Here is a 26,759-nt window from a genome sequence, read left to right as displayed (position 1 = left end):
AAATGCAAAGAGATACTTTATTTTCAGCACCTATTGAAAAATTGGGTGATTTTACTTTTGATGAATCGGTGGCGGAAGTTTTTCCAGATATGATCCAACGTTCTGTGCCGGGTTATTCTAATATTATTACTGCTATTGGAATGTTGGCAGAACGATTTGTAACAGATAATTCAACCGTTTATGATTTAGGCTGCTCAAGAGGAGCGGGGATTTTATCTATTCGTCGGAATATAAAAGCAAAAAATGTAAAGATTATTGGGGTGGATAATTCTCAACCGATGGTTGAACGTTGTAAAACGCATTTAAATGCCTACCAGTCTGATATTCCTGTTGAGATTTTACTTGATGATATTCGCCAAGTTGAAATCAAGAACGCCTCAATGGTGGTGTTAAACTTCACGCTACAATTTTTGCCGAGAGAAGATCGCCTTACGCTATTACAAAAAATCTATCAAGGACTAAATTCAAAGGGGATTCTGGTGTTATCAGAAAAATTTATTTTTGAAAGTGAAGAAATGAATGAGTTATTGATCGATCTTCACCATACTTTCAAACGAGCGAATGGCTATAGTGAATTAGAAGTCAGCCAAAAACGCAATGCATTAGAAAATGTAATGCGAACAGATAGTATTGAAACCCATAAAAAACGTTTAAAAAAGGTGGGATTTGAACAAGTCGAATTATGGTTTCAATGCTTTAATTTCGGCTCAATGGTTGCAATTAAATCGTAACAAGGGGTCACAAAAAGTATTACTTTTTGAACGTTGGCTTTACCAACGGCAGTGAAACTGTGAACAATCCTTGCAAGGATTATGAATAATTTTTAATTATTTTTTTGCAAATATTTGATAAATATTAACCACTTGTACTTCGTTTTTTTCTTTATAACAAAAGAAAGTTAGGTAGAATCGGTTATAATGCGCACTTACTTAATTTTAAGGGAAATGGTATGGCAACGATAAAAGATGTCGCCAAACAAGCTGGGGTCTCAACTACAACGGTTTCACATGTGATTAATAAAACCCGTTTTGTGGCTGAAGATACGACAAAGGCTGTTTGGGAGGCTATAAAAACATTAAATTATTCGCCTAGCGCGGTTGCTCGTAGCTTAAAAATTAATACTACTAAATCGATAGGAATGATCATCACAACTAGCGAATCTCCATTTTTTGCGGAAATTGTGTTGGCGGTAGAGGAGTTTTGCTACAGTAAAGGCTATTCGCTATTTTTATGTAATACTCAAAATAAATCAGAAAAAATTCAAAATCACTTAGATATGTTGATTAAAAAAAGAGTGGACGGTATTTTAGTAATGTGTTCTGAATATACTGATAATTCATTTGATATTTTTGAAACGACTAATATCCCAATGGTGATTATGGATTGGGGAATGAGTGATGCTCGAGCTGATGTAATCCTAGATCATGGATTTGATGGCGGTTATCTGGCAACAAATCATTTAATTGAAAATGGGCATAAAGATATCGCTGTGATTACGGGAAGTCTGGATAAAGAACTTGCTCGCACTCGCTTTGATGGGGTCAAAAAAGCACTCACTGATGCAAGTTTGTCCATTCGTGATGAATGGATTCAAGAAGGTGATTTTGAACCAGAAGGTGGTTATGAGTGTATGAATAATTTACTCAAACATAAAGAGCTACCCACAGCGGTCTTTTGCTTCAATGATGTGATGGCATTGGGGGCAATTTCTGCTATTACTGAAAAAGGCTTAAATGTACCGCAAGATATTTCTGTGATCGGGTACGATAATGTACACAGCTCACGCTTTTATGCACCACCGCTCACTACAGTACATCAATCAAAATCACGTTTAGGGGCTGCTGCTTTAGAGCTATTACTAGAGCGTATAGAGAATAATGAAAAAGCGAAAGAGCCTAAAGTTTTAGAGTTCTTTCCGGAATTAGTAAAACGCAAATCAGTAAGAAATTTAACAATTAAGGAGTGATATGGAAACGTTAATTGAATTTTTTAGTAGCTATGGCTACTGGGCAGTATTTCTTGTTCTACTTGCGTGTGGTTTTGGTTTACCTATTCCAGAAGATATAACCTTAGTTTCGGGTGGTGTAATTTCAGGACTAGGTTACACTAACGTGCATTGGATGTTAGTAGTCAGTATGCTTGGTGTACTCATTGGCGATAGCACGATGTACTGGTTAGGCAGAATCTATGGCGAAAAAATTCTACAGTTTCCATTTATCCGAAAAATTGCTACACCTGAGCGTTTTGCTATGGTACAAGAACGTTTTGAAACACAAGGTTGGAAGTTACTCTTTATGGCTCGTTTCTTACCTGGTTTGCGTGCTGTTGTATATCTAGTATCAGGTATTACTCGAAAAGTAAGCTTTGGAAAATTCTTACTTGTTGATTTTTTTGCAGCAATTATCTCTGTACCAATTTGGGTTTATTTAGGGGATTATGGTGCATCTAACTTAGGTTGGTTAAAAGAACAGGTTAGTAATGGTCAGCATGCTATTTTTGCCATTCTTGGAATTGTTATTTTGTTTTTTGGCTGGAAATGGTATAGAAGTAAAAAGGCGAAATCAGCAAAATAAATTTAGACTAAAATGACAAAAGGCTATCAAATTGATAGCCTTTTGCTTTGGAATATGGTGCGACTAGCTGGACTCGAACCAGTGACCCCCACCATGTCAAGGTGGTGCTCTAACCAACTGAGCTATAGTCGCATAGATGGGGCGTATTCTATGGGAAAAACGGTAGTAGTGCAATAGCCCCTTTATTGACTGCTTTTATTTTAAACGCTTTTGGGTAAAAAGTTTTTTGTCTTCCCAGCGGAGCATTGTTAGATGGCTGCCCCACGCACAGCCGGTGTCTAGAGCGTAGATATTCGGGCGAGAACAGTTTCCCATCAGGCTTGCCCAGTGGCCGAATAAAAGAGCTTGGGATTGAAACAGTGGATTATCTAACTCAAACCACGGCACAAGCTCTTTTGGGGCTTCTTCAACGGGTAATTTGCAATCAAAATCTAACCGCTTGTCGGTGTAGCAAAAACGCATTCGGGTGAAGGCGTTGATGATATAACGCCAGCGGTCAATGCCTTGCAAATCCGCACTCCAATACTCTGGCTTGTTGTCATACATTTGAGCGATGTAATCGGCGTAATCTTCGCTTTTTAGTACCGCTTCTGCCTCTGCTGCACAAGCAAGGGTAGTAGCGAGATCCCATTCCGGACTAACGCCGGCGTGGGTAAGTAGAAATTTGTGTGTTGGGTGGTGAATTGCAAGCGGTTGATTTCGTAGCCAATTTTGCAATTCGGCACGATCTTCCGCCGCAAAAATCGGATCAACTTTATCGTTTGGTTTGACTTTTTTAATGCCAAGCAAGGTTGCCAGCAAATGCAAATCGTGGTTGCCCAGCACGGTTTTAGCGTTATTAGCTGGATCTTTCACAAATCGCACGCAAGCGAGAGAATCTTCGCCACGGGCGACCAAATCGCCGGTTAAATAAAGCTCGTCTTCACTCGGATTATAATTCACTTGTGCCAATAAAAGCTGAAATTCGTTAAAACAGCCGTGTAAGTCACCAACGATATAGGTTGCCATTAATTTTCCCCCAAAATAGGGTAGGGGCTAATTGCAATTAGTCCCTACAAGTTTAGATAATATTGCCCACAATCGAGCGAGTTTCTACGCGAACTTCGGTGAGCTTCACTTTCACTTCTTGCCCGATTTGGTAGGCCTTTTCGCCTTTGATGTAAAGAGCCAGCTCTTCTTGGCGGTAGTCCATTTCGTCTTTGTTGTCGTGTAAAGTTGAGAATGGTACGAAAATTTGAGCTCCGTTGTTAATCACTTTTGCACGCAAGCCACCACGAGATATATCTGCAATTTCGCACTCAAATTCGACCGCTTGTTCCACCATTGGGAATAGGTAGTGGGCGTAGAGCCAGTCGGCAATATCACGTTCCACTAGGCGATTTTGACGACGGGCTTCTTGCAGGCGAGCTAGTACGCTTTCTTCTACAGCTGAGGCTTGTTTGCCTAACAGTACTTGCTTGATTAAGCGGTGGTTTACCATATCGCCATATTTGCGGATTGGTGATGTCCAAGTTGCATAGTGGCTAATACCTAAGCCAAAATGTGGGGCAACTTCGGCTTTAAATTCAGCGAAAGTTAAGTAACGGCGAAGGCGGAGTTCCAAGAATCTTTCTGGGAAATCTTGAATATCACGTTGCATTTCGCAGTAGCCGTCTAAGGTCATCAAGCGTTCAGCCGAATAACGTTCTGCCAAGGCTTCACGGTTTTCATCGGTAGCTAAGGTTTGGAGTAAGAACGATTTCACTAACTCGTAATTTTTGCTATCAAAACCTGAGTGCGTGTTGAATACGCCGGTTTTGGCATTTTCCGACAAGAATTTTGCACAACAAATATTAGCGAGGATCATCGACTCTTCAATCATTTGGTTAGCAATGCGGCGGTATTCAACGTGAATATCTTTCACCGAGCCATCTTCGTTCAGCTCAAATTTATAATCGCCTTGCTCTTTGAAAAGCAACGCATTTTTTGCTCGCCATTGAATACGAGCCTGGGTGAATTGGTGTAGCCAGTCGATCTGCTGTTTGGTTTCTGCCGATTGCGGCTGCCACGCATTTTCCACGTTTTCAAGATAGTCAGATACGTTGTCGTAAGCCAAGCGGTCTTTTGATTCCACCCACGCTGAAGTGAAAGTCGCCTCTTTGGTTAAATTACCCTCTAGGTCCGTTTCAATAAAGCCCACGAGAGCAGGACGTTTTTCATTTGGCACAAGCGAGCAGAGGTCGTCCGACAGTTCACGAGGCAACATTGGAATGTTAAATCCCGGCAAATAGTTGGTGAAACAACATTGGCGAGCGGCTTTTTCGATGTTGGACTTTTCCGGAATATAAGCGGTTGGATCGGCAATCGCCACCACTAAACGCCAGCCGGTTTGTGAGCCGTTTTCTTCGATTGGCTCAACAAATAAGGCATCGTCCATATCTTGCGTGCTTGGGCTGTCGATGGTGGTGAAGTAGAGATGGGTTAAATCTTCACGTTCTAATTCATCGTGCAATTCGTAGCTTTTTTCGTTAGCCACCGGCTCACGAGGCTGTTCGTGGCGAGCGAGAGTCACCCACCACGGAGCAAAATTATCGCTCTCTTTACAGATAAATTGAGTCACTTGAGCGAAGAAAAAACGGTCATCACGCAATGGGTGAGTTTTCAGCTGAGCCACAACCCAGTCGCCATTTTCTAAGGTTTCGGTGACTTTTTTATGCGTGTTGGCAGGTAGGTTTTGCTTAATGCTTGGGTGATCCACCGCCAGTTGCAATTTGCCCTCTTTGTTGTAACGCACTTGGGCGATAAAACGCTCTAGCATCGGCTCAATTAAGCTGTCGATTTCCACCGAGGCTTTGTCGCCCTCACGTTTTACTACCGCTTTCACGGTATCGCCGTGCATCACTTTTTTCATTTCCGCTGGCGGAATAAAAAAGCTCTCTTTATCACATTCTAAAAAGCCAAAAGATTTATCGGAGGCTTTTACTCTGCCTTCCACATACTCTTTATTCGCTTCGATTTGTTGCTTTAGCTGGGCTAAAAGGGGATTGTTTTGGAACATATTTTAATTCTATAAAAATAAATAAACCCTCTTTCAAGAAAGCTCTGGAAAGAGGGGAACAAGCGGTTATATTTTGGGAAAATTTAGCAAATTACTCGTCTTCGCCTAATTCACCCATTGCCATTACGCTGAAACCGGCATCAACGTGTAACACTTCACCTGTTACGCCTGAAGCTAAGTCTGAGCATAGGAACGCCGCTGAATTACCCACATCATCAATAGTAACGGTACGGCGTAAAGCGGCTGTCTTCTCAAATGCAGAAAGCATTTTCTTGAAGTTTTTAATGCCTGATGCCGCTAATGTGCGGATTGGGCCTGCTGAAATAGCATTTACACGAATACCCTCTTTTCCTAAATCTGCTGCCATTACACGGGTTGCCGCTTCTAATGACGCTTTCGCTAAACACATTACGTTGTAGTTTGGAATCGCACGTTCTGCACCTAAGTAGCTTAAGGTTAATAATGCTGCATTTTCATTTAAGAATGGACGAGCTGCTTGAGCCATTGCCACAAAGCTGTATGCACTGATGTCGTGAGCAATGCGGTAGCCTTCACGGGTTGCTGCGTTAACATAATCGCCATCTAATTGGTCACCCGGTGCGAATGCGATAGCGTGCACGAAACCGTCAAATTTTTCCCAATGTTTGCTCAACTCTGTGAAGCATTCGGTGATGCTTTCATCGGTTGCGACATCTAACGGTAGTACGATGTCTGAGCTAAATTCTTTGGCAAACTCTTCAACGCGAGGTTTTAATTTGTCGTTTAAATAAGTGAATGCAAGTTCTGCACCTTGTTGCTTCATCGCATTCGCGATACCGTATGCGATTGAACGGTTGCTTGCTAAACCTGTCACTAAAATACGTTTGCCGGTTAAGATACCCATAAAAATTCCTCTATTTGTATTAATTGGGGTCAAAATTGTGTCGATTATAGCGGATATAGTGAATGTGGGCAAATGGAGTTAATAGCTCATCGGATCAGAAATCCCTTCTTAATTATTTATCAAGAAGGGATTTTGAGAAAAATTATGCAGTAGTTTGCGCAATAATATTTTGTTGTGTCTTAATTGCTCCGGCTAGCTCGGCTAACTCTTCCATACGGTTAATATGAATGTATTTTCCTTGCACTGAAATCATACCACTTTTCTGGAAGCGACCGAGTAAACGGCTAATGGTTTCAATTGTTAAACCAAGGTAGTTGCCAATGTCACCACGGGTCATGGTTAAACGGAATTCTCTTGCGGAAAAACCACGGGCTGAATAGCGTTGTGAAAGGTTATATAGAAATGCGGCTAGTTTTTCTTCTGCGTTCATTTTAGAGAGTAATAAAATCATTTCTTGATCATTTTTAATTTCATTACTCATTAAACGCATAATTTGATGCCGAATTTTCGGCATTTTACCAGCTAAGTCATCTAAAATATCGAAGGGGATTTCACAAATCATTGAGGTTTCTAAGGCCTGAGCATAACCTTCATGTTGCATATTGGTAATGGCGTCAAAACCAATTAAATCACCTGGTAAATGGAAACCAGTAATTTGTTCTTCGCCATTTTCACTTAAAGTATAGGCTTTTAATGTACCAGAACGAATTGCATAAAGTGCTTTTAGTTCATCTCCTGATTTGAAAACAACTTGGGATTTTTGTACGGGTTTTTTACGTTCAATAATGTTATCTAACTGAGTTAATTCAGATTCATTCAGGGTAAAAGGCAAGCATAATTGGCTAATGCTACAGTTTTGGCAATGAATAGTACAGCTTGAGCGTCCTGTTTGTTTTAATTCAGATACAATTTTCATCCATCTAACCTTTACATTCTATAAAATTTGATTTAGAACAAAGTTTACCACTAAGTTGGTATTAAGCAAAGGGTTGTATAAAAGAAAACAACTAGTTTGATTAGCGAGAGGGATAAAAAATAAGGACGAATTTTCATTTTTGAGATCTACTTCAAGTTTTTATTTTAAAGAGTATGCTAATATCTTAATAACTTAAAGTTAAGGACACTAAAAACAAAAGGAGCTTATTATGTATAAACATATTTTAGTAGCAGTTGATCTTTCTGAAGAAAGTCTTGTTTTAGTGCGTAAGGGTGCAGGATTAGCAGCTAAATGCGGAGCAAAACTATCTTTAATTCACGTTGATGTGAACTTCTCTGATTTATATACAGGGTTAATCGATATTAATATGTCTTCAGTGCAAGATAGTGTTGTGGAGGAAACTAATGCGGCATTAGCAGAGTTAGCTTCAAAAGTAGATTATCCTGTTTCTGATTGTTTAAATGGTACTGGCGATTTCAGCCAAGTATTAGAAGAAGCGGTTGAAAAACATCAAGTCGATTTATTGATTACGGGGCATCATCAAGATTTCTGGAGCAAATTTATGTCTTCAACTCGCCAAGTGATGAATAACATCAATGTTGATATGTTAGTTGTACCATTAGCAGACGAATAATATTCAAAATTTTCAATAAAGAAATGACCGCTTGGAGCAGAAATCTGTCTTACAAGCGGTTATTTTTTAAAGTTTTTTTGTAGAATTTATGAGTTTCTAAACAATTAGTCTAACTAAGCTAACAAAATAGGATAAAAAATGTGTAAAATAGCAGTATAATCCAATGTTTAAATTCTATTTTTAAAGAGTATTTTAAATGAAAACAACTTCTGATATTAGACAATCATTCCTCGAATTCTTCCAAACCAAAGGTCATACTATTGTGCCAAGTAGCTCTCTTGTGCCTGAAAATGACCCGACCTTGCTTTTCACTAATGCAGGGATGAACCAATTCAAAGACGTCTTCTTAGGTTTAGAAAAACGCCCTTATAACCGTGCAACCACTGCACAACGCTGTGTGCGTGCTGGTGGTAAACACAATGACTTAGAAAACGTTGGCTATACTGCTCGCCACCACACATTCTTTGAAATGATGGGTAACTTCAGCTTCGGTGACTATTTCAAGCAAGATGCGATCAAATTTGGCTGGGAGTTTTTGACTTCACCACAATGGTTAGGCTTACCAAAAGAAAAATTATACGTTACCGTTTATGAAACAGACGATGAAGCCTACGATATTTGGAACAAAGAAGTAGGCGTACCGACCGATCACATCATCCGCATCGGTGATAACAAAGGCGCTCCTTATGCTTCAGACAACTTCTGGGCAATGGGTGATACAGGTCCTTGTGGCCCTTGTACGGAAATTTTCTACGATCACGGTGAAGAGCACTGGGGAGGCTTGCCGGGCTCAGCTGAAGAAGATGGTGACCGCTATATCGAAGTGTGGAACATTGTATTTATGCAATACAACCGTTTAGCTAATGGTACAATGGAGAAATTACCTAAGCCATCTGTTGATACTGGTATGGGCTTAGAGCGTATGACGGCGGTAATGCAACACGTTAACTCAAACTACGAAATTGATATTTTCCAAACCTTAATTAAAGAAGTGGCTTCGTTGTTAAACGTAAATGATTTAGATAACAAATCATTGCGTGTTGTGGCAGACCATATTCGTGCTTGTTCATACTTAATCGCCGATGGCGTTGTGCCGTCTAACGAAGGAAGAGGCTATGTACTACGCCGCATTATCCGCCGAGCGGTTCGTCATGGCAACATTTTAGGGGCGAAAGAAGCGTTCTTCTACAAACTTGTGCCAACCCTTGCGAAAGTGATGGGGCAGGCTGGCGAAGTAGTGGCTCAAAAACAAGCTCACATTCAAAAGACCTTAAAAGCGGAAGAAGAGCAGTTTGCTCGTACTCTTGAGCGTGGTTTGAACTTATTGGAAGACGCTTTAGCAAAAGTGGAAAACAAAATCCTTTCGGGCGATGTGGCATTTAAACTTTATGACACCTACGGCTTCCCATTCGATTTAACTGCAGACGTTTGCCGTGAACGTGAAATTATTATTGATGAAGCTGGTTTTGAAGCCGAAATGAAAGCCCAACGTGAGCGTGCGAAAGCAGGTAGTAGCTTTGGTGCAGATTACAATAATATCATCAAAGTAGAAGGACAGACTAAATTTGTTGGTTATGATGTAACCGCACATAATGCAAAAGTTGTAGGCTTATTCTGCAACGGTGTTGCGGTAGAACAGATTGAATCAGGTGATAACGCAGTTGTGATTTTGGATCAAACGCCATTCTACGCAGAAATGGGCGGACAAATTGGAGATGCAGGTGAACTCAGCTCGCCATTAGGTTTATTCCAAGTGAATGATACCCAAAAGTATGGACAGGTATTTGGTCATATTGGCCAAATCAATGGTGGTGTATTAAAAGTAGGTGATGTAGTTTCTGCTCTTGTGAATGTTGAGCGTCGTTACGCAATTCAAGCAAATCACAGCGCAACTCACTTATTACATTCTGCACTTCGTCAAGTTCTAGGCGAACATGTTGCTCAAAAAGGCTCGTTGGTATCTGAACACATTTTACGTTTCGATATTTCACAACCAGAAGCGATCACTAAAGCTCAGCTTGAAGAAGTCGAGCGTATTGTGAATGCGAAAGTGCGTGAAAATATCAAAGTAACTATTGAAGAAATGGATATTGAGTCAGCCAAAGCAAAAGGTGCAATGGCACTATTTGGTGAAAAATATGGTGATGTTGTTCGTGTGGTTGATATGACCGAGTATTCAATCGAACTATGTGGCGGTACGCACGTAAACCAAACAGGTGAAATTGGTTTATTCAAAATTATCTCGGAAAGTGCAGTAGCAGCAGGCGTTCGTCGTATTGAGGCTGTGACAGGAGAAAAAGCCGTTGAATGGTTACATAATCTACAACAAGCAGTGCAACAAAGTTCAGAGTTATTAAAAACGGATAGTCATTCGTTAGTTGAAAAAATTACACAACTACAAGAAAAAGCAAAACGTACAGAAAAAGAATTACAGCAATTAAAAGATAAATTAGCAGCTCAAGCAGGTTCTGACTTAGCGAAGCAAGCGATACAAATTAAGGGCGTGAATGTGGTGATTCAACAATTAGATAAGGTTGATCCTAAAGCATTAAGAACAATGGTTGATGATCTAAAGAATCAACTAGGCAGCGCGGTTATAGTGTTTGCATCAAATGCAGAAAGTAAAGTAAATTTAATTGTTGGTGTTACTAAAGACTTAGCTGATAAACTAAATGCAGGGGCATTGGTTGGAGCAATGGCAGAGAAAGTAGGTGGTAAAGGTGGTGGTCGTCCAGATATGGCGATGGCTGGAGGTTCAGAACCACAAAATATACCTCAAGCATTAGCTTTAGTTCAGGAGTTAATTACAGAAAAACTTTAATAATAAAAAGGCGAGATGCACTCGCCTTTAAAACATTCCTCTATAGTTTATAGAGTTTAACCCAGTAAGGAGACAATTATGCTTATTTTAACTCGTAAAATTGGGGAGGTCCTACTCGTTGGAGATGATGTTGAGATTACGGTACTCAGCATACGAGGAAACCAAGTGAAACTAGGTGTGAATGCACCAAAAGAAATCTCAGTACACCGTCAAGAGATTTATGAAAGAATTAAGGCCTCGGCAAAAGAGGATAAATTCTGATTAATTCATTTACCTCACAAGGAACACACTATGCGAAAACTTACCTGTTTTAAGGCTTATGATATTCGCGGTCAATTAGGCACTGAATTGAATACAGATATTGCATATCGTATTGGGCGTGCTTTTGGACAATATCTAAAGCCAAAATCAATCGTACTAGGTGGAGATGTTCGGCTAACCAGTAATGAGCTGAAGAGTGCAGTTACAAACGGATTATTGGATTCAGGCGTTGATGTTATCGACCTAGGTTTAACTGGTACAGAAGAGGTTTATTTTGCTACCTCTTTCTTAAAAACCGATGGTGGTATTCAAGTAACGGCAAGTCATAATCCGATGGATTATAACGGCATGAAATTAGTGCGTGAAGGTTCTCGTCCGATTAGTGCCGATACAGGGTTAGCCGATATTCAACGTTTGGCAGAGAAGAATAATTTTCCTGTCGTTCAAAAACGTGGTAAATACACACAAAAATCAGTACAAGGTGATTATGTTGAACATTTACTTTCTTACATCGATTTAAGTAAGTTGACACCGAAAAAATTAGTCATTAATTCAGGTAATGGAGCTGCAGGACAAATCATTGATGCGATTGAAGCACAATTTAAAGCTCAACAAGTGCCGGTTGAATTTATTAAAGTTCATAATAATCCGGATGGTAATTTCCCAAATGGTATTCCTAACCCAATTCTGCACGAGAATCGTGAAGATTCTATTAAAGCCGTTTTAGAAAACAATGCTGATATAGGTATTGCCTTTGACGGCGATTTCGACCGCTGTTTCTTCTTTGATGAAAAAGGCGGTTTTATAGAAGGTTATTATGTTGTCGGCTTATTGTCTCAAGCCTTCTTAGCTAAAAATAAAGGGGCAAAGATTATCTATGATCCACGCTTGATTTGGAACACGGAAGAACTTGTGTGTGAAGCAGGCGGCGAGCCGGTAATGTCAAAATCAGGGCACTCATTCATTAAAGAAAAAATGCGTGAAGTAGATGCGATTTATGGTGGTGAGATGTCAGCACACCACTATTTCCGTGATTTCTTCTATTGTGATAGTGGTATGATCCCGTGGTTATTAACCCTCGAATTGTTATGTACCACTGGCAAATCATTAAGCGAATTAGTGGGCGAGCGTTTAGAAAAATTCCCATCCCCGGGTGAAATCAACAGCAAATTAACTGATGCACAAGCTTCCATCGCACGAGTGAAAGAAGCTTACCAAGATGGAAAAGTAGAAACTTTAGACGGTGTTAGCATTGAATTTAATAACTGGCGTTTTAATTTACGTAGCTCTAACACTGAACCTGTTGTACGCTTAAATTTAGAAACGCGAGGCGATAAAGCCTTAATGCAACAAAAAACCGATGAAATTTTAGCCTTGTTACGCCAGTAATGCTTAAAATTTTGTAAAAAAATGAAAAAATATGACCGCTTGCGATATACTACAAGCGGTCTGTTTTCAATAAAACTTCACAAATCATAAGGATTTCAAATGAAAGTGATTATCCCCGTTGCGGGTCTTGGTACTCGTATGTTACCTGCAACCAAAGCGATTCCCAAAGAGATGCTCACCCTTGCAGACAAGCCTTTAATTCAATACATTGTTAATGAATGTGTTTCTGCTGGTTTCAAAGAAATTGTATTAGTAACACACTCCTCAAAAAATGCTATCGAAAACCACTTTGATACATCGTTTGAATTAGAAACAATGCTGGAAAAACGTGTTAAGCGTCAGTTATTAGAAGATGTTCGTTCTATTGTGCCAAAAGACGTAACTTTAATTCATGTTCGCCAAGGCCAAGCGAAAGGCTTAGGACACGCGGTATTATGTGGACGAGCAGTCGTTGGCAATGAGCCTTTTGCCGTTGTGCTGCCAGATGTGCTTTTAGGTGATTTCACCGCTAATCAAAAAACCGAAAATTTAGCGGCAATGATTAAACGCTTCAAAGAAACCGGACACAGTCAAATTATGGTGGCCCCAGTGCCAATGGAAAATGTTAGCAGCTATGGTGTTGCAGATTGCAACGGTGTGGATATTCCTCTCGGTGGTTCAGCTCCAATTGCTAAAATGGTCGAAAAACCAAGCGTGGAAGAAGCACCATCTAACCTTGCGGTGGTAGGACGTTATGTGTTCTCAGCGAGCATCTGGGATTTATTGGAAAGAACCCCAGTCGGCGTGGGTGATGAAATCCAATTAACCGATGCGATTGATATGTTGATTCACCAAGAGACAGTAGAAGCGTTTAATATGACAGGTCGCTCATTCGACTGTGGCGATAAAGTCGGTTATATGAAGGCTTTCGTTGAATATAGCTTAAATCACGATAAATGTGGAAAAGAGTTTAAAGCGTTTATTAAGGATTTAGCGAAATCATTATAATGACTAAGTAGACACCATTTTCGGGTGGTGTCTGTTTTTATCTAAGTAGTAGCTGCTGTTCTAAATCCTCAATCGCTTTTGCGCAGTTCATTTTTCGATATTCAGTTTCTGCAATCTGGTTCTGTAACTCAAACTTTCTAATATTATCAGTCTCATCTAAATTTTGTTCTACCAGCCAGCTGATCTTTTCATTTAAAGCTCGTAACGCTTTGCGATATTCCTCCAATCGCTTAATAGGTGATAAGCGGTGAATATTAGGTGAAAATTGATAAGAAGAGGAAAATTGAGCTGCTTTTTTCTCTATTTCTGGTTGTTCTATTGCACGGCTTAATGCCTCAAATTGCTTAATTAATTTGTCAGCATAAAATTCAGTATAGACAATCTCATCTTGCTTCAATAATAAATCAACAGTGTGTTTTATTTCCTCAATAAAAGCAGATACTAGCGAAGTTTTTTTCGTAAAATAAGTAGAATGAATAGTAACAACTCTATTAGAAAAAGGAGAAAGTTCGTTTAAGGTTTGTTGGATTTTAGTGATAAAAAGAAGATTATGCATAACATTACTTGTAAATAATAATTATAATTGCTTTTTAATTATTCTCGGTTTTTACCCCTAAGTTGTCAAATATATAACTATGGCAATGAAGGAAAAAATAATCTTACACTGAACAAAAAACAACCTCTTGTTATAATTATTACTCTCCTAAGTCTAATAAAATATCAAAATTGTGAACTATGTCACAAAATAAATGAACTTTTTTAGTATTATGAAAGTGAATAAAGGGGAGATTAAAAATTCTTTATTTTTCAATAGGTTACTTTATTTTTTCGTCTTTTTAGAAAAGAGAAGAAAATCTCCAAATGGAATAGACTGATTTTAAGTTGTTGATTTTTAATGTTTTTTATTTTTAAGCGTTGGAGTGGGGAAGTATTGACATTAATATCTCTTTTTGCAATTATTCACCTGAAAGCAATGTAAGGTTTCAAACCTACACATTGTATTTGGAGTGTTGCTCCTACACCTTAATGGGAGCAATTTCTATTATATAACATATAAAAATCTAAGGTGAAAATTATGAAAAAAACATTAGTTGCATTAGCAGTAACAGCATTCGCAGCGTCTGCATCTGCGGTAACAGTCTACGATGCTGAAGGCTCAAAAGTAGATATCGACGGTTCTATCCGTATGGTTCTTGAAAGAGCGAATTCTGAAACAAAAAATGGTTTTGGTACTATCACAGAGAAAAAACGTACTCACACTGGTATTCGTAATGCTGGTTCTCGTATTGGTGTTACAGCTAGACATCAATTGGCAGAAGATTTCTATGCATTAGGTCGTGTAGAAGTTCGTTTTGACAAAGTTGATAAATTTGACAAAGATGGCAAAGCTCTACCTTCAGAAGATGGTTTCGGTAGTGCATATGCAAAACGTGCTTATGTGGGTTTAGGTAGTAAACAATACGGTCAAGTAACATTTGGTCGTCAATTAACAATTGCTGATGATCTAAGTCAATCAGTGGACTATGAATACGGTATTAACCCTAAAGGTAATTACATTGTAGATGCGGCTAGCCAAGTAGTACGTTATGACTACAATGGTATCGAAAACTTACAATTAAGTGCAAACTATAACTTTGCTCAAAAGCGTGATGCAAATGGTGAGGTATTACCTAACAGTCTTCAAAATGGTTTCGCTTTAGGTGCATTATACACAGTGGATAACTGGGATTTACGTGCAGCTTTAGGTCGTTCAAGCTTTAAAACAGAAAATGGTAATGACAAACATCGTAAAGATGCAGTGTTAGCATCTGTTGGTTATACAGCTGGTGATTTGAAATTAAGCGTTGATGGTGGTTATCGTCATGAGAAAAAATTAGGTGAGAAAGGTAATGCATTCTATGTTGCTCCGGGCTTTGCTTACCAAGTAGTTCCAGCTTCTAAAGTATATGGTAACTACTTATATGAGCGTGGTGAGATTAAAAATGTGAGCAAAGAAAAAACTCATGGTTTCTTACTTGGTGTTGATTACAAATTCCACAAACATGTTGTAGCTTTCGTTGAAGGTAAATATATCCGTACTAAAGGTTTTGACAAAAATGCAACAGGTGAAGGCTATACTTACAATGGTAGAGTAACTGATAAAGCTGTCGGTGTAGGTATGCGTGTATACTGGTAATCTCCTGATTATCTAAAATATTTAACCCCTAACAACAAAAATTGTTAGGGGTTTTGTTTTGTAGATTTTTAGGAAAATATGACCGCTTGTTTGCGAGTAAATTTCCATTTATCACAATTTCAGCTAAACTATACATAGTCGAGTCTATATTTAGCAAGAGAGCAAAATGGCAGAATTTAGCAATAAAGTTCAGGATAAAGTAAAAGATAAGCAGGTTGAGCAAATTAGCATATCTCCGCATTCTATTGAAGCTGAGCAGGCAGTGCTTGGTGGGATTATGTTGAGTAATGATCATTGGGATAACGTGGCTGAACGTGTGCAACCTCACGATTTTTACAACTATGCTCATCGTGTTATTTTTGAACAGATGGCAGAGCTTGTACGAGCTAATAAACCCATCGATATTATTACTCTCGATCAAGCCTTGAAAGATAAAGGCATATTGCAAGATGTCGGAGGGTTTGCATACTTAGCTGAACTGTCTAAAAATACCCCAAGTGCAGCCAATATTTTAGCATATGCGGATATTGTGCGAGATCGCTCCGATTTAAGAAGCGTGATTAGTGCGGGCAACCAAATTGCTGAAATGGGTTATAAGACCAAAGGCAGAAATTCTAAAGAAGTGCTAGATGAAGCCGAGCGTATTGTATTTGAAATTGCTGAAAAGCGAAACAATGCTAATGAAGGCCCTCAGCGAATTGATGATATTTTGATGAAAACATTGGCTCGAATGGATACTCTATCTAAAAACCGTCATAATGGTGGGGTAACAGGTGTTTCTACAGGCTTTGTTGATCTTAATAAAAAAACAGCGGGTTTACAGCCTTCAGATTTAATTATTGTTGCGGCTCGCCCTTCTATGGGTAAAACTACTTTTGCGATGAATTTATGTGAAAATGCTTCATTGGTAGATATTGAAGATAAAGATGATTTAGATGAATACGGTAACCCGAAGAAGAAACCTGCAAAACCAGTACTGATTTTTAGTCTTGAGATGCCTGCTGATCAGATTATGATGCGTATGTTAGCCTCGCTTTCTCGTGTTGATCAAACCAAGATCCGAACAGGGCAAATCTCTGACGATGAAGATACCGCCAAAATTTCCACAACAATGGCAATTCTGCAAGAACGCAATAATATTTATATTGACGATAGTTCCGGATTAACACCTACAGAAGTACGTTCTCGAGCAAGACGAGTTTATCGTGAAAATGGCGGTTTAAGCTTAATTATGGTGGACTATTTGCAGTTAATGCGTGCACCAGGGTTTGCGGATAATCGAACACTTGAAATTGCAGAAATTTCCCGTTCATTAAAAGCATTAGCGAAAGAGCTGGAAGTACCCGTGGTGGCACTTTCGCAGCTTAACCGTAGCTTAGAACAACGTGCTGATAAACGTCCGGTAAACTCAGATTTGCGTGAATCTGGCTCTATTGAGCAAGATGCAGACTTAATTATGTTTATTTACCGTGATGAGGTGTATCACGATAATTCCGATCTCAAAGGGATTGCCGAGATTATCATCGGTAAACAGCGTAATGGCCCAATTGGGCGAGTGCGTTTAACATTCCAAGGACAATATTCCCGATTTGACAATTACACAGGAGCAGCTTATGACGATGAATACTAATTCAATAACACTTTGCGCGATTTATCGGAGCAAAGTGAAAGATGAAATGTATTTATATTTACCTAAGCGTGATCAATTTGAACAAGTACCAGAAACGCTACGTGAGTTATTTGGAAAGCCCGAGTTTGTGATGATGTTTAACTTAACAGGCGGCAAAGCATTGGCGAGAGCAAAGAATGAAGAAGTTTTACAGAAACTTGCAGAACAAGGCTATTATTTGCAGATGCCCCCGCCGCCAGAGAATTTATATAAAGCATTTGTTGCTCAGAATAGAGGAGAAATGTAATGCGTTGTCCATTCTGTGCAACAGAAGAAACGAAAGTAATAGATTCGCGCCTTGCAGCAAATGGCTATCAAATCCGTCGTCGCCGTGAATGTGTGGGCTGTAAGGAGCGTTTTACCACCTTTGAATCAGCTGAGCTTGTTGTACCTTATGTAATTAAAAATGATGGTAGCCGAGAGCCGTTTGATGCGGAGAAATTAAGATTGGGACTAAGAAGAGCGTTAAATAAACGCCCTGTAAGTGCAGATGATGTAGAGAAGGCGATTAGTCAAATTATTATCAAGTTACAGTCTATGGGAGAACGAGAGGTTCCGAGCCGCCATATCGGTACATTAGCGATGGATGCATTGAAACAATTAGATAAAGTTGCCTATATTCGCTTTGCCTCAATTTATCTCAGTTTTAGTGATATGGAAGAGTTCACTAAAGAAATAGAGAAGTTAAAAGAGTAAGCTGGTAATATATCGTCAGCCGCTTGTGTTTTCTGAATGCAAGCGGTTAATTTTTTTCTATTTTTTGTAATATTGAGCAAGCAGTAACGCAAGGTTAGCCCCCATTATATCAGCTAATCCGTCTAACCAAGAGCCGGTGCGAGTTTCGGTTAATAGCGCCTGCATCAATTCGCTAGTAATGGCATAGAGCAGGGCAAAAATCATTAAGCCTAAATAGGGAATTGCTTTATTAAATTGTATAAAAAACCTTGCTAGTAACCAAAGTTGAATAAAGAAAAGCCCAAAATGGCTAAGTTTGTCTAAGTAAGGGAATAGGGGCGGTTCATTTGTGCCTTCACGAAAAATAAGAGCATAAATACCAACAATAAACCATATTAAGGCTAATAGTCCGAATTTGTTCATTTTTACTTTTAGGTAAATGAGCAAGCGGTCATTTTGGTAAGAAATTTTACAAAAATGACCGCTTGTTACACTATAATTACTTATTCAAATAAACCTTTGTGTAAGGCACGAACAACATCATCAGCATCTTCGTTTCTAACAAGTGTACATACATTGTTACTACTTGCACCATAGCTGATTAATCGAATGTTATAAGTTTCAAGTGTATTGAATAGTTTCTTAGCTACACCAGATTGAGCATGTAGGTTATTACCAATAATCGCAACTAAGGCCAAATCGGTTTCTACCTGTACATTGCAATAAGCGTTTAATTCGTCTAATAATTCGCTTGATAGCATTTCAGCCCCAGACGATGCTGAGCCTGTTTTATCTAAGGTTAAGGCTACACTTACTTCTGATGTGGTAATCACATCTACTGAAATTTTGTGTTTTGCTAAAATAGCAAATACATTTGCTAAGAAACCTTGAGCATGAAGCATCGAAAGACTTGAAAGCGTTAATAAAATTTGGTTGCGGCGTAACGCAATAGCACGGAAAGTTGGACGTGGTTGTGGATCACGGGTTACCCAGGTGCCACCTTGTTCCGGTGCTTTACTTGAACCTACATAAACAGGAATATTGCTACGCACGGCCGGTAATAAGGTTGCAGGATGTAATACTTTTGCACCAAAGGTTGCCATTTCAGCAGCCTCATTAAATGCCATTGTATCAATGCGTTGTGCGTTTGGTACAACACGTGGGTCAGTTGTGTAGATGCCTGGAACATCTGTCCAAATTAACACATCATTAGCATTTAATACTTCGGCTAATAGGGCTGCAGAATAATCTGAACCACCACGACCCAATGTAGTTGTTTTTCCTTCATCATCACGACCAATAAAGCCTTGGGTAATGACAATTTTGCCTGATTCAATTAATGGCTTAATGATGCTATCAGATTGAGTCTGTGTTTTTTCGTCATTTGGTGCTGCTTTACCATAATGGTTATTTGTCGCAACAACGTCACGAACATCAACCCATACAGCAGGATGGTTACGCTCAATTAATAATTGGGTGAAGATTTTGGTGGACATCATTTCACCATGACTGATTAATTCATCGCTTAATGCAGCAGAGGTTGCAAGGCTTGCGGATTCTGCTAAGGCTTCAATGTGGGCTAATAATTCATCAATTTCAGCACGAACATTATCTTGTTGTTGTAATTTTTCGATAATGTTGTATTGAATTTGACCAACTGCAGCGATGATTTCATCACGCTTTTCCTTTTCGCAACCGTTGGCTAATTCTACTAAATAGTTAGTCACGCCGGCAGAGGCAGAAAGTACCACTACACGAGTGTTTGCATCAGCAATAACGATATTGGCAGAAGAAGTCATTGCATCAAAATTAGCAACGCTTGTACCACCGAATTTAGCCACAGAAAGATGAGACATAATAAAATTTCCTTAAAACAAAATAGATAAATGTTGTGTTAGGGGATATTCGGAAAGGAAATTTGAGTAGATTATACGGTTTGATTAGAGAACCAATTAATCAGAGCACTCCATTTAATATTTGCTATTAAATGACAGCTGATAGGATTCAACCTGCTCAGCCGATGTTAATTCCAGTCTAGTGAATTCACACCTCGGCAATCACTCCCATCACTTAATTCTCAAACGGCCCTAGTTGCCTTAAATTAAGTTGCCTGAGTGTTGCACCTCTCCTGTAATGGCAATGCCATTACTCTTTTTTCAATGGATTGAAAAAACGGTATAGAAATACCTTTTTATCTCAGTTTTGTCAATGAATATTTGAAAAACTTAGCACGAGGGGTGAAAACAAGCGGTTATTTTTTCGTAAAATTTTGTAAGAATTTGACCGCTTGAAGTTTTACTCTAAAATTTTTTTGAAATGGATCACAAAACTTAATTTAGGTGATTGTCTCTAAAATGCTTTTTTTCTATTCTATTTCTACTCAATATGAGTTAATTAATTGGAGGTTTGTATGAGTATTTTAGGTTATCTACAAAAAATCGGTAGAGCCTTAATGGTGCCAGTGGCGGCTTTACCGGCTGCAGCACTATTAATGGGGATTGGTTATTGGATCGACCCGGACGGCTGGGGGGCAAACAGCCAGCTGGCGGCATTGTTAATCAAATCCGGTGCGGCAATTATTGATAATATGTCGATTTTATTTGCTGTGGGTGTTGCTTTTGGTATGTCAAAAGAAAAAGATGGGGCAGCAGCATTATCCGGCTTAGTCGGTTATTTGGTGATTACCACCTTGCTTGCACCGGGAGCTGTGGCTCAATTACAAGGTATTGCAGTTGATCAAGTACCGGCAGCATTCGGTAAAATCAACAACCAATTTATCGGGATTTTAGTGGGTGTAATTTCAGCAGAACTTTATAACCGTTTCTACCAAGTGGAATTGCCGAAAGCGTTATCCTTCTTTAGCGGTAAACGTTTAGTGCCGATTGTAGTATCGGTTGTGATGATCGTGGTTGCCTTCATTTTACTTTATGTATGGCCTGTTATTTTCGGTGGATTAGTTTCATTCGGTGAATCAATCAAAGATATGGGCTCTGTCGGTGCTGGTATTTATGCTTTCTTCAACCGTTTATTAATTCCTGTTGGCTTACACCACGCACTTAACTCTGTGTTCTGGTTTGACGTAGCAGGCATTAACGATATTCCAAACTTCTTAGGCGGTGCGAAGTCGTTAGCGGAAGGCAAAGCAGTGGTAGGCGTAACTGGTATGTACCAAGCTGGTTTCTTCCCTGTTATGATGTTTGGTTTACCGGCAGCGGCATTAGCGATTTATCATAGTGCAAAACCGGCGAAAAAAGTGCAAGTGGCATCTATTATGTTCGCAGCCGCTTTAGCATCATTTTTCACCGGCATTACTGAGCCCCTTGAGTTCGCTTTTATGTTTGTAGCACCTGTGCTTTATGTGGTACACGCGTTATTAACTGGCCTTTCAGTTTACATTGCTGCATCTATGGAATGGATTGCCGGTTTCGGTTTTAGTGCGGGCTTAGTAGACTTAGTCTTATCTAGCCGCAACCCACTTGCCGTTCAATGGTATATGTTGTTGGTACAAGGTTTAGTTTTCGCAGTGATTTACTATGTGCTTTTCCGCATGGTGATCAAAGTGTTTAATTTAAAAACACCGGGACGTGAAGATGATGTTGAGGCACAAGCAGTCAATACCACATCTCATCAAGAACGAGCAAAACAGTTTATGGATGCCCTAGGCGGTAAAGAAAACTTACTCAATATTGATGCTTGTATTACACGTTTACGTTTAACCTTAGCAGATGTTTCAAAAGTCAATGATGCGCAATTAAAAGCATTAGGCTCGAAAGGTAATATCAAATTAGGGGGAAACGCATTCCAAGTTATTTTGGGCACAGAGGCGGAATTTGTTGCAGACGCGATGAAGAAACTCTAAAACTGAAGCAATAAACAAGCGGTTAATTTTTCGCAAAATTTTGCAAGAAATTGACCGCTTGAATTTTATGCTTTTTTATTCGTTGGTGCTTGTTTATGAGCTGCCATTTTTTGGCGGATTTCACGGCGTTGTTTTGAAAGTTCTGCGTTACGAATCATATAATCATCAACACGGTTTTCGTAGTCATCACGCATATTGGCAATAATAGCTCGAATTTCTTCAATAGACATTTCATCTGTAATGTATTGAGTTAGATTATCCAATAACAATACACGTTTTTGGTTATCACGAATTTTGCGATCGTTATCAGCAGTTTCTCGGTGTAATTTGTTTTTTAGGCGGTAAAGATGTACATATTCCAACATATCGTGGAATGATTTATTTACTTCAGACATAAAGACCTCTCTTAGTTGAGTTTTATTGAAAATAATTAAGTAAATCCTAGTCTTTTTCTGCCAATTCGTCAAAAAATTTTGTGTTAATTTTATGATTTAAATCTGTTATCAAAAAGTTCGTTAAATTTTGTAGTGATATTTAGCTTAAAAATGGTAATATCTTATCATTTATAGTTATTAAGGGATTTTGTTATGTCATCAAATATCGCTCCTCGTGAATTTGCTGCAATTGATTTAGGCTCAAACAGCTTTCATATGATTGTAGCCCGTATTGTGAATGGCTCAATTCAAGTCCTTTCTCGTCTTAAGCGCCGTGTACGATTAGCTGATGGGCTGGATGAAAACTTAATACTTAGTCAAGAAGCTATTGATAGAGGGGTGGCTTGCTTAGCCTTATTTGCAAAACGTTTGAAAGGCTTTTCACCTGAGAATGTAAAGGTGGTTGGTACGTATACGTTGCGAAGGGCGATTAATAATCAAGATTTCCTTAAACACGCAAAAGAAGTGTTTCCTTATCCAATTTCAATTATTTCTGGTCAAGAAGAGGCTCGGTTAATTTATTCAGGTGTCAGCCATACTCAGCCAGAAACAGGGCGAAAGTTGGTGGTGGATATTGGTGGCGGATCAACTGAAATTACAATTGGTGATAATTTCACGCCTATTCGAGCAGAAAGTCGCCATATGGGGTGTGTGAGCTTTGCCAAACGCTTTTTCCCTAATGGAGAGCTAACCATTGAGCGTTTTGATAGCGCCTATCAAACTGCAATGGAAAAAATTGAAGATTTGATGTGGGAATATCAAGAGCTTGGTTGGACTTATGCGCTTGGCTCATCAGGCACCATTAAAACTGTGCATCAAGTGCTGATTGCTAATGGCTATCGTGATGGTTTAATTACGGAATCTCGCTTACAAAAACTAATTGATATTTGCTTAGGGTTTAAATCACTGAATGAGATTAAATTGCGGGGTTTACTTGATGAGCGAGCGGATGTTTTAGTGCCAGGGTTAGCGATTTTGCTTGCCTTATTCCATACATTTAGAATTGAAGTATTACGCTATTCAAATGGTGCGTTACGAGAAGGGGTAATGTATGGGCTGGAAAAAGGGTTTCAGGTTGGGAATATTCGTCAACGTACGGCCGAAGCATTAGCAGAGCAGTTTGATTTAGATAAACAGCAAGCAAAAAGAGTAGAGCAGACGGCTCTCATTCTATTTGACCAAATCAAAACGTGGAAAAATCGCCGACAAGTACAAGATTTACGTTCAATATTAAAATGGGCAAGTTTATTACACGAAATTGGGATTGTAGTAAACCATAATAATCTTAATCGCCATTCTGCTTATTTGATTGCTAATCGTGACTTACCAGGCTTTGATTTTGAACAGCAAACACTATTAGCGGTATTAATGCGATATCATATCAAAGGTTTCAAGCGTTCAGATATCCGCAGTATCAATCGTTATCAGTGCCGAGATATTTTAACGCTTGTCAGAGTTTTCCGTTTAGCTGTATTACTAAATCGTTCTCGACAAGCAACAGTTGCACCAAAGCAGCTTGATTTAACGATTGAAAATAACGATTGGCACTTAAAATTTGAGAAAGATTTCTTAACAAATAATCCTCTGATATTAATCGATTTGGAGGAAGAGCAGAAAATGTTAGGTAATACCGATCTTATTTTTAATATTTCTTAACTTATAAAAATGGACGTAAGGGTACGTCCATTTTAATTCTTACAAGCGGATAAGTTCTCTCTAAAATTTGCAATTCGCTCTCAAAATTTGATCAAGTTCTCATTTTTAATGTTTTTCTATTGAGATTCTCTATATAAGCTATTATTCTACTTGTATTGGAGCATATCTTCATAAAAAGAGTAATTGTGGAGTGCTTTATTATATTATCATTTAAGGAGAATTATATGATCTTAGCCGATTTATCAAGAGATGATTATGTGAAATCACTGCCCTCGGTATTTTCTCGCCTTTGCCAAAAGCTTAAAACATTAGATTTAGCCAATTTAGAGTTAGGTTGGCAAGAGCTAGAAGAAGGTATCCGAATGAATGTGATGAGCTTTGAAACTAGCACAGCAGAAGGTAAAAAAGCGGAAATGCACCGTAAATTCGTGGATATTCAGTTATTGATTGAAGGCGAAGAGATGATTGAATACGGCTTGAGCCAGCCTGATTTAAGTAAATATGACGAATATCGTGATGAAGACGACTATCAACTCACTGATGCGATTGATGACAAAAATGAAGTGGTGCTTAAGCCAAATATGTTTGCCATTTTCTTTCCTTACGAACCGCACAAGCCTGGCAATGCGGTAAACGGCAATAAAACATTGAAAAAATTGGTGGTGAAAGTGCCTGCCGAGTTAATTTAGGGGGCGAAAAATGTCTGCTCGTGGAAAAATTCTGAATACTATTAGTTCTCTTCAAAACAGTTTAACAAAAACCGAGAAGAAAATTGCGGCAGCAATTTTGTCACAGCCTGAATTATTAAATCAATGTTCACTCTCTGAGGTTGCTAGTCAGCTTGATGTAGGGGAGGCAACCTTTATCCGATTTTGTCGTACTCTAGGTTTTAAAGGTTATACGGATTTTAAATTAGAGTTAGCAATTGAATTAGCAACACAAAATCAAGATAACCGTGTGTTATTAGACACCGATGTTGCTGAATCTGATACAACTCAAGATATCGCTGAAAAATTAAAAGCGAGCTTGAGCAACGTGATTACTGAGACGATCAATCTGTTAGATTTTGAAGTGTTAGAAAAAGTAGTTGAGGAGTTACGTAAAGCAAAACGGATTTTCTTATTTGGTGTAGGATCATCAGGGCTTACTGCGGAAGATGCAAAGCATAAATTAATGCGGATTGGGTTACAAACTGATGCGGTAACGAATAATCACTTTATGTATATGCAAGCAGCCCTTGTTGAAGAAGGAGATTTGGTTATTGGTATAAGCCACTCTGGTTATTCTGAGGAAGTGGTGAAATCACTCCGTTTCTCTCGGGCTAATAAAGCCACTACCATTGCTATTACACATAATTTGCGTTCCCCTGTCACGGAAGAAGCAAACTATGTGCTGATTAATGGTAATCGCCAAGGACATATGCAAGGAGATTCTATCGGTACGAAAATGTCTCAGTTATTTGTGCTAGATTTAATCTACACTTTGCTAGTTAAAGCAGAACCTGAAACAGCAATGAAACAGAAACAAAAAACACTGAATGTAATTTTAGAGCAGCGAGTAAAAAGCTAATAATTAGGCTAAAAGAAACCTTTGGTTGATAGATATTGCCAAAGGTTTTTTATTTTTAAGTATAAACGAATGAAATAAAGCCTTTTTAAAATAAACAAATTTATAGTTATTGAGATAAAAAACTACTAAAATAATTTTAGCGTTGTTGATGCATGGTACTTTAACTAAGAAATAAGCAAGTAAGTAGTCGTGCTGCTATTTCCTCCGAAACTTTACCAATCTTAATGCGATACTTGCACCTAAAATTACTACACAAGCAAAGGTTATTTGCACTAGCGATATATGTTCACCAAGCACTATATGAGCGATAATGGCAGTTGATACAGGTATTAAGAGTTCTAGCACTTGATAAGTGACAAGTCCTTGTGTGCGGATAATGTGAAAAGTCAGAACCATACCAACTAAAATCGCATAGATTCCCACCGCCATAAGCATAAATAGCAACCAATCAGGTGTTGCAAAAATATCATTAATTTTACCCGCTTGTTGGCTGAGAAATAGACTTGATATTGAGGTTGTAAGCGAGGTCGTACAGCTTAAGGTGAATACATTAAGCTCTCGGCTAAATTTTACAACTAAGTTTTGGATATTTCGGATAATAATTGACAGAAAGAGGAAAACAGAACCTAGAATAAACCCTTCCCCTACTGAAATGGTTTTTCCATACCAAACAAACCCTAAAGAGCCTAAAATAGTCAGCAATGAGCCTAACCAAAAGCGTTTGTTTTTGATTTTTTCTCTTTCATCTTTAAAAAATAGTGCAGCGATAATTATGCCGAAGGGCATTGCTAATACGCCAAAAATAGAAGCAGTTACTGCACTTGTAATCTTCACACCTTTTAGCCAAAAGTACATATTCGCTGACATCATTAGCCCAATAAATAAGGCGATGGCTAACAATTTGGGGCTTTTTGCAAGTTGGTTAAGAGATGAGCGGAATTTCCATAAAATCACTAATAAGAGAGCTAACCCTCCTACAAGAAAACGTACACCATTATTATTAAGAGGATCGAAATGTAAACTTAAAAAACGTAGTAATACGATATTTAGCCCAATACCGAAAATATAAATTAAATTGATTAAAATTAATGAGTGAGGAGATAGCATAATCTGAAACAAACAGAAATGGCTCGGCATTCCTGCCGAGCATTAATTAAGAAATATTATTTAGAATAACAAGAAGTTTGAATAAATATAAT

Annotated in this window: 25 protein-coding genes, 1 tRNA gene and 1 riboswitch; of the genes, 16 read left to right on the top strand and 10 right to left on the bottom strand. The window is 38.7% G+C overall.

The genetic code is table 11. From position 1 onward, the window contains the following. Nucleotides 1–2: 2 nt before the first annotated feature. The 3 genes from cmoA to A6B40_RS01805 all read left to right on the top strand — a co-directional run bounded on the left by cmoA (nucleotide 3) and on the right by A6B40_RS01805 (nucleotide 2,573). A complete protein-coding gene (cmoA, locus tag A6B40_RS01815; protein ID WP_025217406.1) occupies nucleotides 3–731 on the top strand; it encodes a carboxy-S-adenosyl-L-methionine synthase CmoA in 729 nt (242 codons plus the stop codon). 218 nt (nucleotides 732–949) lie between these two features. Then, nucleotides 950–1,966 carry an HTH-type transcriptional repressor PurR gene (purR, locus tag A6B40_RS01810; protein ID WP_025217405.1) on the top strand — a complete coding sequence of 339 codons (1,017 nt, stop codon included), beginning with the start codon at nucleotides 950–952 and terminating at the stop codon, nucleotides 1,964–1,966. A 1-nt stretch (nucleotide 1,967) separates the two neighbouring features. After that, the gene (locus tag A6B40_RS01805) at nucleotides 1,968–2,573 is read left to right on the top strand and encodes a DedA family protein (RefSeq protein ID WP_025217404.1); all 606 of its coding nucleotides are present in this window, start codon (nucleotides 1,968–1,970) and stop codon (nucleotides 2,571–2,573) included. A gap of 55 nt (nucleotides 2,574–2,628) precedes the next feature. On the opposite strand, the gene A6B40_RS01800 is transcribed toward A6B40_RS01805, so the two are convergent. The 5 genes from A6B40_RS01800 to A6B40_RS01780 form a co-directional block, all read right to left on the bottom strand. Further along, nucleotides 2,629–2,705 (bottom strand) — tRNA-Val (locus A6B40_RS01800). Between the two features lie 63 nt (nucleotides 2,706–2,768). Beyond that, complete coding sequence (apaH, locus tag A6B40_RS01795; protein ID WP_176671376.1) at nucleotides 2,769–3,581, bottom strand: bis(5'-nucleosyl)-tetraphosphatase (symmetrical) ApaH; 813 nt, start codon at nucleotides 3,579–3,581, stop codon at nucleotides 2,769–2,771. Between the two features lie 52 nt (nucleotides 3,582–3,633). Then, entirely contained in the window at nucleotides 3,634–5,610 is a 1,977-nt protein-coding gene (locus A6B40_RS01790; protein WP_176671375.1) for an exoribonuclease II, read from the bottom strand. Between the two features lie 91 nt (nucleotides 5,611–5,701). Beyond that, nucleotides 5,702–6,493, bottom strand: a complete 792-nt coding sequence (locus tag A6B40_RS01785) for an enoyl-ACP reductase FabI (protein WP_025247764.1) — start codon at nucleotides 6,491–6,493, stop codon at nucleotides 5,702–5,704. Between the two features lie 142 nt (nucleotides 6,494–6,635). Then, nucleotides 6,636–7,409 carry an FNR family transcription factor gene (locus tag A6B40_RS01780; protein WP_025217400.1) on the bottom strand — a complete coding sequence of 258 codons (774 nt, stop codon included), beginning with the start codon at nucleotides 7,407–7,409 and terminating at the stop codon, nucleotides 6,636–6,638. A gap of 229 nt (nucleotides 7,410–7,638) precedes the next feature. Between A6B40_RS01780 and A6B40_RS01775 the strand changes: the two genes are divergently transcribed. The 5 genes from A6B40_RS01775 (at nucleotide 7,639) to galU (ending at nucleotide 13,522) form a co-directional block, all read left to right on the top strand. Next, a complete protein-coding gene (locus A6B40_RS01775; protein WP_038643135.1) occupies nucleotides 7,639–8,064 on the top strand; it encodes a universal stress protein in 426 nt (141 codons plus the stop codon). Nucleotides 8,065–8,260: 196 nt separating this feature from the next. Continuing rightward, the gene (alaS, locus tag A6B40_RS01770) at nucleotides 8,261–10,885 is read left to right on the top strand and encodes an alanine--tRNA ligase (RefSeq protein WP_176671374.1); all 2,625 of its coding nucleotides are present in this window, start codon (nucleotides 8,261–8,263) and stop codon (nucleotides 10,883–10,885) included. A gap of 78 nt (nucleotides 10,886–10,963) precedes the next feature. Continuing rightward, on the top strand, nucleotides 10,964–11,146 hold the full coding sequence (gene csrA, locus A6B40_RS01765) for a carbon storage regulator CsrA (protein ID WP_025217397.1): 183 nt from the start codon (nucleotides 10,964–10,966) through the stop codon (nucleotides 11,144–11,146). Nucleotides 11,147–11,176: 30 nt separating this feature from the next. Continuing rightward, nucleotides 11,177–12,535 (top strand): phosphohexomutase domain-containing protein, encoded by a 1,359-nt coding sequence (locus A6B40_RS01760; protein ID WP_176671373.1) that lies wholly within the window; start codon nucleotides 11,177–11,179, stop codon nucleotides 12,533–12,535. Nucleotides 12,536–12,634: 99 nt separating this feature from the next. Beyond that, nucleotides 12,635–13,522, top strand: a complete 888-nt coding sequence (gene galU / locus A6B40_RS01755; protein WP_025247761.1) for a UTP--glucose-1-phosphate uridylyltransferase GalU — start codon at nucleotides 12,635–12,637, stop codon at nucleotides 13,520–13,522. 37 nt (nucleotides 13,523–13,559) lie between these two features. On the opposite strand, the gene priC is transcribed toward galU, so the two are convergent. Beyond that, nucleotides 13,560–14,078 carry a primosomal replication protein PriC gene (gene priC / locus A6B40_RS01750; RefSeq protein ID WP_176671372.1) on the bottom strand — a complete coding sequence of 173 codons (519 nt, stop codon included), beginning with the start codon at nucleotides 14,076–14,078 and terminating at the stop codon, nucleotides 13,560–13,562. Between the two features lie 519 nt (nucleotides 14,079–14,597). On the opposite strand from priC, the gene A6B40_RS01745 reads away from it, so the two are divergent. The 4 genes from A6B40_RS01745 to nrdR all read left to right on the top strand — a co-directional run bounded on the left by A6B40_RS01745 (nucleotide 14,598) and on the right by nrdR (nucleotide 18,063). Next, a complete protein-coding gene (locus A6B40_RS01745; RefSeq protein WP_138316973.1) occupies nucleotides 14,598–15,698 on the top strand; it encodes a porin in 1,101 nt (366 codons plus the stop codon). Nucleotides 15,699–15,864: 166 nt separating this feature from the next. Beyond that, complete coding sequence (locus tag A6B40_RS01740) at nucleotides 15,865–17,328, top strand: replicative DNA helicase (protein ID WP_176671371.1); 1,464 nt, start codon at nucleotides 15,865–15,867, stop codon at nucleotides 17,326–17,328. Beyond that, nucleotides 17,312–17,614, top strand: a complete 303-nt coding sequence (locus tag A6B40_RS01735; RefSeq protein WP_025217391.1) for a YcgL domain-containing protein — start codon at nucleotides 17,312–17,314, stop codon at nucleotides 17,612–17,614. The genes A6B40_RS01740 and A6B40_RS01735 overlap by 17 nt, the downstream gene beginning before the upstream one ends. After that, nucleotides 17,614–18,063 (top strand): transcriptional regulator NrdR, encoded by a 450-nt coding sequence (gene nrdR, locus A6B40_RS01730; RefSeq protein WP_025217390.1) that lies wholly within the window; start codon nucleotides 17,614–17,616, stop codon nucleotides 18,061–18,063. The genes A6B40_RS01735 and nrdR overlap by 1 nt, the downstream gene beginning before the upstream one ends. Nucleotides 18,064–18,120: 57 nt before the next feature. Here the strand turns inward: nrdR and A6B40_RS01725 are convergent, their stop codons facing one another. Both A6B40_RS01725 and lysC read right to left on the bottom strand, forming a co-directional pair. Further along, a complete protein-coding gene (locus A6B40_RS01725; protein WP_176671370.1) occupies nucleotides 18,121–18,465 on the bottom strand; it encodes a VanZ family protein in 345 nt (114 codons plus the stop codon). Between the two features lie 80 nt (nucleotides 18,466–18,545). Further along, complete coding sequence (gene lysC, locus A6B40_RS01720) at nucleotides 18,546–19,898, bottom strand: lysine-sensitive aspartokinase 3 (RefSeq protein WP_138316970.1); 1,353 nt, start codon at nucleotides 19,896–19,898, stop codon at nucleotides 18,546–18,548. Nucleotides 19,899–19,993: 95 nt separating this feature from the next. Continuing rightward, nucleotides 19,994–20,178: riboswitch (Lysine riboswitch) on the bottom strand. 274 nt (nucleotides 20,179–20,452) lie between these two features. Here lysC and nagE point away from each other — a divergent pair. Next, the gene (nagE, locus tag A6B40_RS01715; protein ID WP_176671369.1) at nucleotides 20,453–21,901 is read left to right on the top strand and encodes an N-acetylglucosamine-specific PTS transporter subunit IIBC; all 1,449 of its coding nucleotides are present in this window, start codon (nucleotides 20,453–20,455) and stop codon (nucleotides 21,899–21,901) included. Nucleotides 21,902–21,966: 65 nt separating this feature from the next. Here the strand turns inward: nagE and A6B40_RS01710 are convergent, their stop codons facing one another. Further along, nucleotides 21,967–22,296, bottom strand: coding sequence for a DUF496 family protein (locus tag A6B40_RS01710; RefSeq protein WP_025217386.1), 330 nt, complete (start codon nucleotides 22,294–22,296; stop codon nucleotides 21,967–21,969). A gap of 192 nt (nucleotides 22,297–22,488) precedes the next feature. On the opposite strand from A6B40_RS01710, the gene ppx reads away from it, so the two are divergent. From ppx to A6B40_RS01695, 3 genes are all read left to right on the top strand, one after another. Then, nucleotides 22,489–23,991, top strand: a complete 1,503-nt coding sequence (gene ppx / locus A6B40_RS01705; protein WP_025217385.1) for an exopolyphosphatase — start codon at nucleotides 22,489–22,491, stop codon at nucleotides 23,989–23,991. Nucleotides 23,992–24,215: 224 nt separating this feature from the next. Then, nucleotides 24,216–24,680 (top strand): N-acetylneuraminate anomerase, encoded by a 465-nt coding sequence (gene nanQ / locus A6B40_RS01700; protein ID WP_025247755.1) that lies wholly within the window; start codon nucleotides 24,216–24,218, stop codon nucleotides 24,678–24,680. Nucleotides 24,681–24,690: 10 nt separating this feature from the next. After that, nucleotides 24,691–25,560: a MurR/RpiR family transcriptional regulator gene (locus A6B40_RS01695; protein WP_025217383.1), complete on the top strand. Its 870-nt coding sequence runs from the start codon at nucleotides 24,691–24,693 to the stop codon at nucleotides 25,558–25,560. 195 nt (nucleotides 25,561–25,755) lie between these two features. Here the strand turns inward: A6B40_RS01695 and A6B40_RS01690 are convergent, their stop codons facing one another. After that, the gene (locus tag A6B40_RS01690) at nucleotides 25,756–26,667 is read right to left on the bottom strand and encodes a DMT family transporter (protein WP_025217382.1); all 912 of its coding nucleotides are present in this window, start codon (nucleotides 26,665–26,667) and stop codon (nucleotides 25,756–25,758) included. Nucleotides 26,668–26,759: the final 92 nt, after the last annotated feature.

Source organism: Mannheimia varigena (assembly GCF_013377235.1).
Taxonomy (GTDB): domain Bacteria; phylum Pseudomonadota; class Gammaproteobacteria; order Enterobacterales; family Pasteurellaceae; genus Mannheimia; species Mannheimia varigena.
The sequence above is the reverse complement of the archived record's forward strand: the minus strand, read 5'-3'. Positions and strand labels throughout refer to the sequence as shown.